10 protein-coding genes are annotated in these 14,182 nt (G+C 45.6%); 3 read left to right on the top strand and 7 right to left on the bottom strand.

What is annotated here, in order from left to right; all coding sequences use genetic code 11:
- Positions 1-55: 55 nt before the first annotated feature.
- A complete protein-coding gene (locus CI595_RS17190; protein WP_095174868.1) occupies positions 56-1,114 on the bottom strand; it encodes an aldose epimerase family protein in 1,059 nt (352 codons plus the stop codon).
- 247 nt (positions 1,115-1,361) lie between these two features.
- On the opposite strand from CI595_RS17190, the gene CI595_RS17185 reads away from it, so the two are divergent.
- The 3 genes from CI595_RS17185 to CI595_RS17175 all read left to right on the top strand — a co-directional run bounded on the left by CI595_RS17185 (position 1,362) and on the right by CI595_RS17175 (position 7,913).
- On the top strand, positions 1,362-2,723 hold the full coding sequence (locus tag CI595_RS17185) for an ABC transporter substrate-binding protein (protein WP_095174867.1): 1,362 nt from the start codon (positions 1,362-1,364) through the stop codon (positions 2,721-2,723).
- A 244-nt stretch (positions 2,724-2,967) separates the two neighbouring features.
- Positions 2,968-7,074: a carboxypeptidase regulatory-like domain-containing protein gene (locus CI595_RS17180; RefSeq protein WP_095174866.1), complete on the top strand. Its 4,107-nt coding sequence runs from the start codon at positions 2,968-2,970 to the stop codon at positions 7,072-7,074.
- A gap of 32 nt (positions 7,075-7,106) precedes the next feature.
- Positions 7,107-7,913 (top strand): hypothetical protein, encoded by an 807-nt coding sequence (locus CI595_RS17175; protein WP_095174865.1) that lies wholly within the window; start codon positions 7,107-7,109, stop codon positions 7,911-7,913.
- Positions 7,914-8,012: 99 nt separating this feature from the next.
- On the opposite strand, the gene CI595_RS17170 is transcribed toward CI595_RS17175, so the two are convergent.
- The 6 genes from CI595_RS17170 to CI595_RS17145 form a co-directional block, all read right to left on the bottom strand.
- Positions 8,013-8,651 carry a DUF305 domain-containing protein gene (locus CI595_RS17170; RefSeq protein WP_095174864.1) on the bottom strand — a complete coding sequence of 213 codons (639 nt, stop codon included), beginning with the start codon at positions 8,649-8,651 and terminating at the stop codon, positions 8,013-8,015.
- 185 nt (positions 8,652-8,836) lie between these two features.
- Positions 8,837-9,841: a GntR family transcriptional regulator gene (locus CI595_RS17165; RefSeq protein ID WP_095174863.1), complete on the bottom strand. Its 1,005-nt coding sequence runs from the start codon at positions 9,839-9,841 to the stop codon at positions 8,837-8,839.
- 14 nt (positions 9,842-9,855) lie between these two features.
- Positions 9,856-10,854 carry a GntR family transcriptional regulator gene (locus tag CI595_RS17160; protein WP_095174862.1) on the bottom strand — a complete coding sequence of 333 codons (999 nt, stop codon included), beginning with the start codon at positions 10,852-10,854 and terminating at the stop codon, positions 9,856-9,858.
- 63 nt (positions 10,855-10,917) lie between these two features.
- A complete protein-coding gene (locus CI595_RS27385) occupies positions 10,918-12,201 on the bottom strand; it encodes an MATE family efflux transporter (protein WP_408608206.1) in 1,284 nt (427 codons plus the stop codon).
- Between the two features lie 138 nt (positions 12,202-12,339).
- Positions 12,340-12,975, bottom strand: a complete 636-nt coding sequence (gene dhaL, locus CI595_RS17150; RefSeq protein ID WP_095174860.1) for a dihydroxyacetone kinase subunit DhaL — start codon at positions 12,973-12,975, stop codon at positions 12,340-12,342.
- Between the two features lie 12 nt (positions 12,976-12,987).
- A complete protein-coding gene (locus CI595_RS17145; protein ID WP_095174859.1) occupies positions 12,988-13,989 on the bottom strand; it encodes a dihydroxyacetone kinase subunit DhaK in 1,002 nt (333 codons plus the stop codon).
- Between the last annotated feature and the right edge of the window lie 193 nt (positions 13,990-14,182).

The raw sequence follows: 14,182 nt of genomic DNA, 5'->3' as shown, positions 1-14,182 counted from the left end.
GCGATTCTGCATGGATTTTTGCCTGTAACTGTTAGGGTACTGAACAGTTATGATTTTAAAAAGAAAAGGCATAGGTGAAAGTTCTTAGATAGAGCGCACCGGGCTTTAGGATATGCACGGGGGCCAGGCCGCAGTTTGGAGTATCAGGGATATCCTGCGGCTCCAGGGCTATGGCACAGTGCGGGGATGAGAGGCATCCCCCATTGATCTTATAAGTATTTTCAATAAAGCCTCCCGAATAGACCACGATGGAAGGGGTATCCGTATAGAGCTTCAGGCTTCGTCCGGATGGATGATCTTCCAGTACCAGGGATGGCTCGGAGGGGTTGTGTTCTTTGTTTAACAAAAAGGCATGGTTCAATCCTCTGGCTCTCTGTATCTGCATATTCTGCGGGTATCTGTCCATGTTTTCCTGTATGGAGACCGGGGTGGAAAAATCAAAGGGTGTTCCGGCGGTATGGGATATTCCCATAGGTATATGTGTTTCGGCATTTTCTGCAAACGCGTTTCCTCGGACAAACAGCCTGTGACTATGGACATTTTTGGTAAAATCCCCGGACAGATTAAAGTAAGCATGGCTGGACAGATTGAGATAAGTCTCCCGGTCACTGGATGCACGGAAACTGACGGTCAGACGGTTGTCAGAGAACAGCCGGTAGGTAATATGAATACACCGGCTGCCGGGATAGCCGTCCAGACCATGGGGAAGCACGGCCTGAAAGGTAAGCGCTGCAGATTCCTTGTCGGTTTCCCTGCTGACCAAAACGGCGTTCTGAAAAGAAAGATTGTGAAAGCCGCCGTGGATGTGATTGACACCATCGTTTTGGGATAATTGGTAATGTCTGCCGTCAATGTCCAGGGATCCGCCTGAAATACGGCCCGCATTGGGTCCCAGGGCAGCGCCGCAGTACAGAGGATTGCGCAGATAGGATGTAAGATCGTCAAAGGATAACAGAATGTTGACTTTTTTTCCTGCTTTTTTATCTGGCACATAGATGCCGGTCAAAGCGCAGCCGTAGGAGAGGACATGGACGGACATGGTGCCATTGTTCATACAATATTCCTCCAGTTCCATATGGTCTGCAGAGATAGTTTGAAGCAGTGAGATTTTCATAAAGGCCTCCTTTTTAGGCTTGTCCCGGTTAGGGGGAAGATAAATTGAGACCAATTATAACAGAGAAAAACAGAAATTACCAGTAGAATTTAGTTTACATAAAATCGGAAGAAGTTCAGCTGTCACTGAACCAAAGCTGTGGTTTAAGCAAACTGTGGGCAGTAATATCCGGCTGAATCAATATAATCTTCAAAATGCGCGCAAACATGTAACACGTAAACAGTAATCAGGATTGAGAGGTTAAGTTATGAGAAGAAAAGTAGTAGCAGTATTCCTGGCTTCCGCAATGGTATTTTCACTGGCAGCCTGCGGTGGAAGTGACGGAAGTACAGAGACAAAAGGAGACGCAGGAACAGAGACAAAAGAGGATGCAGGTACAGAAAAAGATAACGCGGAAGCCGCATCAGGGGATGACAATACCCTGACTGCATGGTGCTGGGACCCTAATTTCAATATCTATGCCATTGAAAAGGCAGCGGAACTTTATGCAAAGGACCATCCGGGATTCCAGGTTAAAGTTACGGAGATGCAGTCTGATGATATTGAGACAAAGGTTACTACAGCCGTTTCAGCGGGGAATCTGAGTACACTGCCTGATATCTTTCTGATGCAGGATAATTCTTTCCAGAAATATGCCACCAATTATCCGGATGTATTTACAGACCTTTCGGATTCAGGAATTGATTTTACACAGTTCTCAAGTGCAAAGGCAGCATACTCCACAGTAGACGGCAAAAACCTGGGTGTACCCTTTGACAACGGTGCTGTGATCAACTGTCTGCGCACAGACTATCTGGAGCAGGCAGGATTTACCATTGATGATTTCACAGATATTTCCTGGTCTGAATTTATGGAAAAAGCCAAAGTGGTAAAAGAAAAGGCAGGACAGCCCATGATAACCGCACAGGCCGGCTCCCCGGACCAGATCATGATGATGCTCCAGTCTTGCGGTGCCTCCATGTTTAACGAGGACGGTTCGATCAATATTGTAGGCAATGACGCATTGAAAGAATGCATGGAGATCTATACACAGATGGTAAAAGACGGGACGCTTGTGGAAGTGACAGACTGGGATCAGTATGTTGCGTCTATCAATAACGGAACCGTTGCAGGAGCTATGAACGGTTGCTGGATCATGGCGACTGTAACAGGAAAAGAGGACCAGACAGGTAAGTGGGCGATTACAGATATGCCGAAACTGGACAAATCTGAGGGTGCAACTAATTATTCAAACAGCGGCGGATCTTCCTGGGTCATCACCTCCAACTGTAAAAATCAGGATCTGGCAAAAGATTTCTTTAAATCCACATTTGCCGGAAGCACAGAACTGTATGACGATTTGATCAGCAAGGGAGCTCTTTCCACATGGGCGCCGGCAGCGGAATCTGATATTTATAACCAGGATGTTGCGTTCTTCGGGAACGACGCAGTATACGCGAAGATTGTAGATTTTGCCACCAAGACACCGTCAAACATTACGGGACCGTTTTACTATGATGCACGAGATGCTATTGGTGTTGCCCTTTCTAACATTACACAGCAGAATGCGGACATGGACGCTGAGATAGAAAATGCCCAGGCGACTGTAGAGTTCAATATGGGAGGCTGAGAAGAACAAAATATTCCATTGAGGGGTTTGCTGCTGCTGAGTAAAGGCAGCAGCAAATTTTGTATATAGCGATAGAATAAGGAGGACTTGCATGAGTAACAAAAAGAAAGGAATGCCGATGCAGGGTGTATTGATCTAAACCATTCCAACGGGTGTTTTTCTGCCTGCAGAAGAGTTTGGCGGAAGGTATTACGGAGGCGGTGTAGTAATGTAGTGTAATATATAATGATATAGGAGGAAAAGAATGAAAAAAAGTTTATTGCTTTGCGGGATCATGGCCTTTGCCGTGACATTTGGATTAGGGGCGGCTGCGCCACAGACTGTGCAGGCCCAGTCACAGAATATAAAAAACAATGTATTCTGGCATGATGTTGACGGAAATCCGATTTATTCCCAGGGTGGCGGAATTTTCAAATTTGCAAATCCGGAGACAGGAAAAGATACTTATTACTGGTATGGGGTTAAGTACAAAGAAGCGGAAGCTTTTTATAAAAATCCCACCAAAAGCTACAGTGCAACCACATTTGAAGCAGTCACATGTTATACCTCGGATGATCTGACAAACTGGAAGTTTGAGGGCAACGTGCTGACAGAGTCTGAAGTGAGCGGCATAGAACAGACCAACGGCAATCCGGCAACTTGGCTGGGCAGAATGGGCGTGGCTTATATGGAGGAGAGCGGAACCTATGTTATGGCGATCCAGCATGAGTTTGCAGACCCTGGAGATACCATTGACAGTGCGGGAGGGGATACCTCTAAGGACGGGGTCACAAAACAGGTTCTTCTTCTCAAATCAGACAGTCCTACAGGCCAGTTTAAGTGGGACCAGAGAATCAACATGGCATCCTATACAGGGGGAACCTCCAATACGGGCGACCAGACAGTATTTACAGATGAAGATACAGGGAAAGATTACCTGGTGTACTCTTTCGGCAGGGGACGGAACAGGATCTTCCTGTCAGAGATCAGGGAAAATGCGGAAGGGCAGATAGAAATAGGTGAGCCTTACCAGGTATTCCAGGGAGCCGGTCGGGAAGGCAACTGCATGTTTAAATATAACGGAAAATACTATATCTGTGCATCAGATCTGTATGGCTGGAACGCGTCCCATGCTTACTATATGGTTTTAGACAGCCTGGAACCGGAATATCTGGAACAAAAGGGCGTGGAAACCAATATGCAGTTGATGCCGGGATGCAGTGATGATTTCTGCCATGTAACACAGACAGGATTTTTCTACACGGTCCAGGGCAGCACCCAGGATACGGTCCTTTTCTGCGGAGACCGCTGGTCTGATTTTGCAAATAACGGATTAGGCTATAACCAATGGTGCCCATTGTCCTTTGAGGGTGATGTACCGTATTTTAACTCTTTAAGTTCCTGGAATATGGATATGGCAACAGGAGAGTGGAATGCTGCAGAGGATAATAATTACGTTAAGAACGGAAGCTTTGATGCGGACCGAGTGTCGGCAACATCCCTGGCAGGATGGAAGAACACGGTGGAAAAGGGCGGATCCCCCATTAAAAACAGTGGCAATGTAGTGACGGGAAAATATGGGCTTGCGCTTACGGATACTGTGGATTTTGCAGGCAGTATCTCCCAGGAGATCAAGACAACCCCCTATGTGGAACTGCCTGACGGTGAATACAATATGACAGCATATGTAAAAGGCAGCGGTGATTTTGATGCGCTGCAGATGTATGCAAAGAGCGAAAGCATGACATTTGCCTGTGATATCTCCGATATGGAAGAGGATTGGAAACAGGTCACGCTGGAAAATGTTCCTGTATCCGGGGGTGCCGTGGAAGTGGGATTCCTGGCTGACGGCAAGGCAAAAGCAGCCTGCTACATAGATGATATTACATTTGTAAAGACAGATACCGCAGCGGAGCGCGGAGCAGTTTCCGGTACCATCCATTCGGATGCTGTGGGCAAAAATGCTTCCATACACGCGGTAAGGGAAGACGGAACCGATGTATATACCTGTCAGATCCCCATAACGGAGGAGGAACAGAGTTTTTCCGTAAATATGCTGAAACCGGGAACTTATTTGATGTCTGCTTCATGCGACGGGTATGCACTGCAGGAGGAGCCTCAGAAAGTCACGATACTTCCGAATCAAACGACAGAGGGTATTCAGTTTACACTTGCCATCAACACCGGAAATGTTGCAGGTAAGGTTACGAGTGAAAGCGGCAATGCTCTGTCGGGCGTGAAAGTAACTTTGAAAAATGACAACTCTGAATTTGACCAGACTACGGATGAAGATGGAAACTATACGTTCCGTACCATTGAAGCAGGTACTTATGAACTGTACTTTGAGAAAAAAGGTTACGCAGAACAGGGGCCTGTTCCTGTTGAGGTGAAAAAAGGAGAGACAGCAAACGCAGTTGATGTGGTTATGGAAATAAATGCAGGTACTCTGACCGGTAAGGTAACAGACCTTAACGGGAATCCGGTAGGCCAGGCAAAGATCGCGCTGAGAGGCTGCAATACAAAGGACGATATGACAAGATATCAGCTCGAGACAGAAGCGGACGGAACATTCCGTCTTGAAAATATAACGGGCGGGGTTTATCAGGTGGTCGCATCCTCAGATGCCCCGGTGAGCGCAGTAAAGCAGAATGTTCAGGTGACAAAAGGTGCGGAGGAGACGGTTGATCTGGTGATCCCCGAACAGACAGAGATTGTGAACGGAGATTTTGAGCAGGCACTTTCTGTTGGATGGGTGAATGAGTATACCTATTCCCCTTATGGATGCTATATCACTACAAGGGCAAATGAGATATATGAAGGAAAGGGTACCTTAGCTTACTACAGGGCCTCCGCATACCTTGGACATACCTATCAGACACTGCATGACATTCCAAACGGAACCTACTACGTCAATGTGATGTTTAATGCAGGCGTTAAGGAGACGGATGATTTCTATCTGTATGCAAAGAACGGTTCAGGAGAAATCATTGCGAAGGAAGATATTCCGACCAATAAAGATAAGGTATATGAAATGATGGGCCTTGAGGCAGAAGTGACAGACAACACTCTGACGATCGGATTCTACGGTGATATGGAAAGCGGAACATGGTGCCGCATGGACAATATCAGAGTTGGATATATTCCAGCAGAAGAGCCGGATAAACCGGTAGAGAAAGAGGAATTAAACAGCCTTCTGGAAGAAGTGGGAACCCTGAAACCGGAAGATTATACCCAGAGCAGCTATGTGGCCCTTATGCAGGTAAAAGAGACAGCAGAAAGTGTGGCTGAAGATCCGGAGGCAGCACAGGAGGATGTGACGGAGGCTGTCAAAGCTCTGAACGACGCAAAAGATGCCCTGGTATCCGTAAAAGCTTTACGGGCAGCAGTAGAGCAGAAGGCAGAACTTGCTCCGGATGGATACACCACGGATAGCTGGAAGGATTTCGCAGATGCACTGGATCATGCTAAGGGCGTTTTGGACAACCCGGATGCATCTCAGCAGGATGTGGATGAGGCATATAAAGAATTGATCCTGAAATGGGGATGTCTTGTTCCCGGAGTAAACACGGTTGTGGCAGAGGCTGTGGCGCAGGAAGCTGCATCCATATTGGAAAATGATACTTCCATATACCGTCCGGAAGGGATTGAAAATCTGAGAAATGCCCTGAGATTTTTGAATGGCGTTCTGGATGATAAGAGCGCTACCCAGGAGGATGTGAATGATGCGGCCGAAAAGCTCATATACGCCCTGATGGAACTGAAAGATATGGTTAGCGCGGACAGACTTGAGAGCATTGTAAATCTGGCCAAATACATTTTAGAAGACCCGGAAAAATATACAAGTGATACAGTGAAAACACTTCAGGATATCATTGCAGAGGCGGAGGGTGTGATCGCCAACGGTGACCGCACACAGCAGGAGGTTTCTGCCCACTATGAGGCAGTGGCGGAGGCAATCTGCGGTCTGCAGCTCAGAGGTGATAAGTCAGCCCTGGAATCTGTGTGGAATATGGCAGATAAAATCCTCAAAAGCCCCGGGAAATATACTGCTTCTTCTCTTGAGGGACTGCAGGAGGCAGTGGATGCGGTGAGACCTGTATATGAAGACATGGATGCTACCGGAGAAGAAGTAAATGAGGCAGCCAGATTACTGACCGAGCAGCTTGTGGAAGTCAGGATCCTGGGTGATGTAAACAATGACAAGAATGTGGATACCAGTGATACAACCCTTGTGCTGAAACTGAGCGCAGAACTGTTGAACCTGGAGGATATGGACCGGGACGCAGCAGATGTGAACAGAGATGGAGACGTGGATACCGCGGATGCTGTCCTGATCCAGAAATTTGCAGCGGAACTGATCAGCTCATTTTAAATGAAACGGCAGTACCAGAGAAAGGATAAGAGATGAAAAAAGTAAGAAAACTGTCTTCTATAGCTGCTGCACTGCTTCTGGTGCTGAGTACAGTGATTCCTGTATATGCGGAAGGAACAATCGCAGAAGTCCGGACCCCGGAGATTGAGGCGGGAGCTTCAAAAGCGTCGGCGTCCTGCCAGATCACAGGGGCAGGGGACGTGACAAACGGGAAACTGAGGATTACCTATGATCCTTCCGTGTTAAGCCTGGAAAGTGCTGTGAAGGGCTCTGCTCTGTCCGGGGCTATGGTGCAGATCAATGATTCGGTAAACGGTAACAAGCCGGAGGGGGAAATCGTATTGGTATTTGCATCCGCGGAGGCGTTTGCTCCGGAAGGCGGCCTTCTGGATATGACTTTTCAAAATACAGGGCTGCAGCCAGGAGGCAGCACAGATATAGAAATAAAAGTGGAGGAACTGGCATCAGACGGGGCTATGGTGGAAGCAGAGAACGGAACAGGAACCATCTACATGAAAGAAGAGGCAGACCCATTGCCGCCGGACGGACCGGGTGAAGATCCGGGTGAGGCTCCCGGGGATAATGATGATCCCCCGGATACCCCGCAAGGAGGAAATCAGACAGACAAACCTTCCAAATCGGATAAGGAACCACCTAAAACAGTTAAAAATACTTCAAATACGGCAAAGAATACAGTAGGTGCGGAGAAGAAGAGGACAACAACGGCAGAAAATGCGAAGACTGGTGATGAGACTAATCTTTTTCTGCCGATGGCGGTTGGTATAGGTGCCCTTTTGGTGATTTTTTCAGGGGTGAGATTTAAGAGAGAGAAAAGATAGAGAAAATTAAAGATATCTGCCCGGTTTAGGGAATCCGGGCAGATATCTTTTTTCTGTGGATCATTTCCGGTGTGGCAGCACGTAAGTTACCGGAATATTCTAATGTTTATGGCTCCCGTTGTCCGTGTTATCATCCAGATAAGACTGCATTTCTTCAATTTCTTTTTTCTGCTGTGTGATGATGTTGTCAGCAAATGCTGTAAGCTCCTCATCATCTGTATATTTAAGGATTATCTCTGCCATATCCACTGCCATCTGATGATGCATGGACATGCCCTGTGCAAAGGCTGTCTCCAGGTCGGAGGTTTCTGCCCCGGTGTGGGAACTGTGATGGTTATCCATCATGGTACGATAATCCTCCAAATAGGCAGCTTCTTTTTCGGTATCCGGGTTTTCCACTTTCTGAAAACGTTCTATCATAGTGTTCATCTGATCAATTTCCGTATTCTGGGCACTGATTATATTCTCTGCCAGACCTTTGAATTCACCATCTTTTCCGGCATATTCCAGATAACTTTTGGACATATCTACAGCTGACTGATGATGGGGGATCATGCCGTTCAGAAAATCAAGCTCCGCACTGCCGGTATTCTGGGCACGGTCCATTTCATCCATCATTTTATCCATAATGGCATTTTCTTCTTTCAGGTAATCTTCCGTATTGGATTTTCCGGAACCGCATCCGGTCATGAGGATAAGAGTGGCAAGGGATATGGGGATAAGTTTACATAATTTCATTCGATAACCTCCAGTATTTCAATGAATTTAATTATAGTGTTGCCGGAAACGGGAAAAATAATGATGAATGTTGCGAAGATAAGAAGTGAAAAATTTACGGAACAAAATGCATAGGATGCCCTAAATAGATATGTAGGTGCAGATAAAAAAGGCGGCCGCAGGCAGCCGCCCTCTCAGATCAAGATCTATATACCTTTTAATGACACGGGCCTTCTGTTCTCCCGGCATAGTTCCAGTTCATGTGTGATATGAATCAGGGAACCCTGATCTATGTGGTACTCAAAAAAGATAACTTGTTTTCCGCTTTGCATAAATTTTTGGATAACCTCCAGCTCGTCAGACTTGCTCCCGCTTAAATAATCGTACGGTAAGATCAGCACATCCTTCCCTTTCAGAAAATCAGACAGAGAGCAGGGTGCATTGTCTAGCTGAAAATCAATTCTTGGAGTTCCCTGGCCAAGAGTCATGGTGTTGTCATAGACAGCACTGGCGAATTCCTGGCTCATGCACCAGATGCCCACAGACATATTTTCATGTATGCCGGCCAGCTCATACTGGACCTTTTGTGAGGGGACGATCGCAACTTTCATGACATGACTTGCTAACCTGGGGACAAGGTCGATGACCTGAAGATAATGATTTTTAGTTGTAAGTATTAGATCATAACCGTAGGTCAGCTTCTGTGGGCATTTTACAATATCACTCAGTATCAATTCCGTGACATCCACGTCGGAAATATTGTATAGCTGGCTGCTGATGAGGCTCAATGTCTCCATATTACAATCTACAACAGCCACCCGGATATTTCGGGATTCCTGGCGTTTCCATTGAAGTTTGGAATTGATCAGGTCCTCCATTTCATTATAGGATAGATGCATTCGGGAGAGAGTGGTGATCATTTTATCAATTACTCGGGCTGCTTTGTCGCTGTTGCCTAAAATGGACAGATCCTGCAGCTGGGCTACAAAAGTACCGCTTCCCTGGATCCTTTCCAGAATCCCCACATCTCCCAGTTCGTCATAGGCTCTTTTTATCGTGCCTCTTGAAATATGGACTGCCTCGGATAACTCCCGCTCTGTGGGAAGCCTGTCACCGGGAGATAATTCGCGGCTGCTAATTTTTTCTTTGATCTGTTCTGCTATCTGTAAATAGGACGGAACAGAACTGTTTTTATCTATGATGATATTCATAATGATACTCCCCTTCAACGTGAAGTATTATAATTTGAAAAGTGATAGTTTCTTATAAACTCTTCTATATAGAGTGCGGATCCACTGTCGATGGTATAGTGGACGGGTAGAACTTCCCCGCCGCTGGACTCATAAGCCTGGAGGATTTTTTCCTGTTCCGGGCTGCAGTTTCGTGAAAAGTTTGATGATATAAGCAAATGGCGCTTGTCTTTTAAAAATGAGTGCAGGTTGTCTGCTGTTCCGGTGCTGTATAACAGAACTTCCTTGGGAGACAGCATGGCATTCAGTGAAGAAAGTTCCCATTTTAAAATCCCGGCAAAGCGTTTGCTCTGACATAAAATCCCGGTGGGTTCTCCGGGAACTATTTTGGCCAGCAGTTTCAGTGTGCCGGGTGACAGGATTGTGGAAATAGGCAGTATTTTATTTTTTTCCTCGTGTTCCAGTTCCGTTCCGAGGAAAAGCGGAATGTTTTTTTCCATAATCACGATCAAATCGTAATCCTGAATGGAAAATGTATGCTTTCCCCCCATGTCGTTTACCAGAAAAGGAAAAACCTTTGTATTTGGAAACTGCTCTAAATCTGTTATCAGACAATCCAGTATTTCCGGGCAGCTTTCCATGGCAGCTATTTTAAACACATTTTGTTCATCTTGAAGAGCTTTTAATCTTTTGCTCACAAGTCCTTCAATTTCATCCAGAGAAAAACCCAATGCGAGCAGTTCGTCCAGATACTGGTCTACTGCATCTATGGTCTGTACAGGGGCGTCTTTTTCCCTGATAAAAGAACCTTTGCCCTGAATAACAGTGACAATTCCGTTCTTTTCAAGGATATTGTATGCATGTTTCACGGTTCCTCTCGCAATACCGTAAGTATCAAAAAAGTCCTGGCTGGTCGGGAGCCTGTCCCCGGGATTTAAAAACCCCTTTTGCACCGACTGTGTGATTCTGTCCGCTATCTGCTGATAGATGGGCTGGTCAGAAGTTTTATCGATGACGATATCTGTTGATTTCAAGAAAAATCCTCCACTTCAATGTATTGTTTCAATCCGCGCTTTCTTGTTGAAAGTCAGCATATTTTATTCGGGGGACAGACCCCGGTAAGTTAGTGGTCCCCGGAACAATATATAAGTATAATAGCAGGATATAAAAGCTGCAATACTTTCTGATATAGGAAATGTTAACCATGTGTAGGTCAAGCCTAAATGGGAAAATGCCCAGGCGATCGGCACCAGCAGAACAACTTCACGGAGCAGGGTTATGATAATATTCTGCCGAATATAGCCAGTGCTTTGGAATAAGGTGGGCATTAAAATTGTCAGACCAAAAAATGGAAAGCTTGTACTTATTATTCTCAGGGCAGGTATTCCTGTATGCAGAAGACTGTCTGATGCGTGAAAGAAAAGCAGTATTTCACGAGTGAACAGACAGAAGCACAAGGTTCCTGCAATTAGCGTGGCGGTTGATATAATAAGGCTGTACCATAAAGTATTCCACATGCGTCTGTATTTTTTGGCTCCGTAATTGAATCCCATGATGGGAGTTACACCCTGGTTTAATCCGTAAGTGGGAATGAGCAGAAAGGTCTGCAGCTTATAATAGATGCCCAGGGAAGAGACAGCGTCCTCAGAAAAACGCGTAAGTACAGCATTAAGCCCTGAAATATAAGCTGAGACCAGAGCCATACCCAATACAGAAGGAAGCCCTGTGATAAAGATTTCCTTTATCAGATTAAAACTGGGAATACGGAACGACACAGTAAGAACAGTCTGTTTGAAAAAGACTGTAATCACTGCCAGAGTTGCTGAGAGAAACTGCGACAGTACAGTTGCAATTGCAGCCCCAGAAATTCCCATTGCAGGGATGAATCCGAATCCCCATATAAAAATTGGGTCTAATATCAGATTCAGCAGGGCAGCAGTTGATTGAAAGATCATAGGAAGAACCGTGTTGCCTGTTGCCTGCAGAATTCTGACAGCAACGTTTTCAGTGAATGGGGCAATTGAGAAGAGAAGTATAATGCTTAAATATTTAAGCCCCAGGGAAGCCACTTCTGTGTTGGCTGTAAAAATGGAAAAATATGGTTTTAAAATCAGTATGCCTATTATAACAAAAAAACTCCAATTAATCAATGACAAAACAAACCCGTTAAATGCAGTGGAGGAGGCATTATTTTTGTCATTTGCACCTAAAGCTTTTGCAATTATTATATTTGTGCCAGCACCGGTTCCTGAAGCTGCGGCGGTGATCAGGGTCTGCACAGGGAACGCCAGAGATAATGCTGTGAGGCCATTGCTGTTATATCGGGATATATATACACTGTCGATGATATTATAAAGGGACTGCACCAGTAAAGAGAGCATAATGGGAGATGACAGTGTTATAATAAGCGGCAGCAAAGGCCGGGTTCCCATACTCTCTGAAGAAACCTGTTTCATATGTTTACCTCCGTTTTCAGGAAAGGTTCCGCATAAACGGAACCCCTCTGTATTATGTGCTGCTTACACGATATATGACGTAAAGGATTGGAGGACCAAAACAATAGCTGCGGCGCCGGGGTCCTTTTGTCCAATGGTCCTTTCTCCCAGATATCCGGAACGGCCTGTTTTAGCTTTCATATTTATGGTGTTTTCAGCTCCTGCTTTAGCGGCTTCCTGTGCCAGAATGGCGGCCTCCGGCAGGAGCAGCCCCAGCTCTGATGAACGTCGAAGAGAGTCAGCAGCGGGAATGAGGGCATCAAGAAGGGTTTTGTCACCAATTTGTGCGTGCCCTCTTTTTTGTACACCGGTGACAGCCGCGTCAAATAATTGCGAGGCTTTTGAAGTGTCAATGCAGGTGAAAGCTTCTGCCTGTTTTCCTGCCGCTTTCAGCATTGAGATGAAAAGGGTTGCGAATGTTGAGGCGGCTTTTTCTGCAAAGGCATCGGCACAGGATAGGAGGAGCTGAGAAATGGATGCAAAATTCTGACCTATTATCCTTTGCTTAATCTCAGTGAATCCTATTACCATGGTCATGCCTAAATCACCATCGCCAATCGCGGAATCCAGATTTGTCAGCATTGCTTCGGCAGAAATCATATGGTCACTGAGACGGAGCATCATCTGGCGGATATCTTCTGTAAATAACTCATTTTTCATAGGTATCTCCTTTCAAAGCTGTGTAAAAAAAGGTGTCGTGGCAGGTGCATCCAATAGATCCTTTAGTTCCTCGTCCAATTTCATTAAAGTCAGAGAAGCACCGGGCATTTCCATTGAGCATGCATATCGTCCCACGTAAGGACGATAGATGTGGATGCCTTTTTCAGAGAGCAACTGATCAATTTTCCCATAGAGTATATAGAGCTCCTCCAGTGGGGTGCCTCCTAAGCTGTTCACCAGTACAGCAACCTCGTCCCCTTTACAAAAGGGGAGGTCATTTGCCACATAGTCGATCAGATCTGCGGCTATTTTGTCCGCATTTTGGAGTTTGCAGCGCTTTACGCCTGCTTCACCATGGATGCCCATTCCAATCTCCATTTCGTCTTCTGAAACCGAAAAAGTAGGTTTGCCCACTGTGGGGAGGGTACAGGAACCAAGGGCTACACCCATGCTTCTCATATTGGACACCGCCTTTTGAGCAGCAGCCTTGACAGATGACAGATCAGCCCCTGTTTCTGCTTTAGCCCCGGCTATTTTATAGGCGAAAAACAGACCGGCAACCCCTCGTCTCTTCTGCCATTCATCGCGGGGGGCAGAAGCGACATCATCGGTAACTAAAACGGACTCTACCTGTATACCTTCCTCAGTACAATCTTCAGCAGCCATATCAAAGTTCATCATATCTCCCTGATATCTTCCGTAAAGATACAATACCCCTTTTCCGCCGTCCACTGCCTTTGTTACCTGCTTCATCTGTGAGGAAGTGGGAGAGGAGAAAACATTGCCTACAGAGCAGCCGTCAGCCATACCCTTTCCCACATACCCCAGAAAAACAGGAAGGTGCCCAAAACCACCGCCTGTGACTACAGCTACTTTTCCGGACACAGGCGCATCAGCGCGGATGACTGCCCTTACGTTCCCTTTTGCAGTTTTCAGAAGATTACAATGGGCAGCAAGGATTCCCCCCATTGACTCATCAACAAAGTCAAATGGATCATTGATGATTTTTTTCATAAGATTGTCTCCTTTCATAGAACTATACAAATTTTTACAATATGTATATATGTATAACTTTTGTGGGTATTATATCACAATATATTTTATAAAACAATAGAAATATAAAATAAAATAGATTTGTATATATCAATAAAGCAAAAAAATCATGTTTGAATAAACTAAAAAAACAACATTTAATAAGTAATAGTTG

Source organism: Blautia hominis, assembly GCA_002270465.1.
GTDB classification, from domain to species: Bacteria; Bacillota; Clostridia; order Lachnospirales; family Lachnospiraceae; genus Blautia; species Blautia hominis.
The sequence above is the reverse complement of the archived record's forward strand: the minus strand, read 5'-3'. Positions and strand labels throughout refer to the sequence as shown.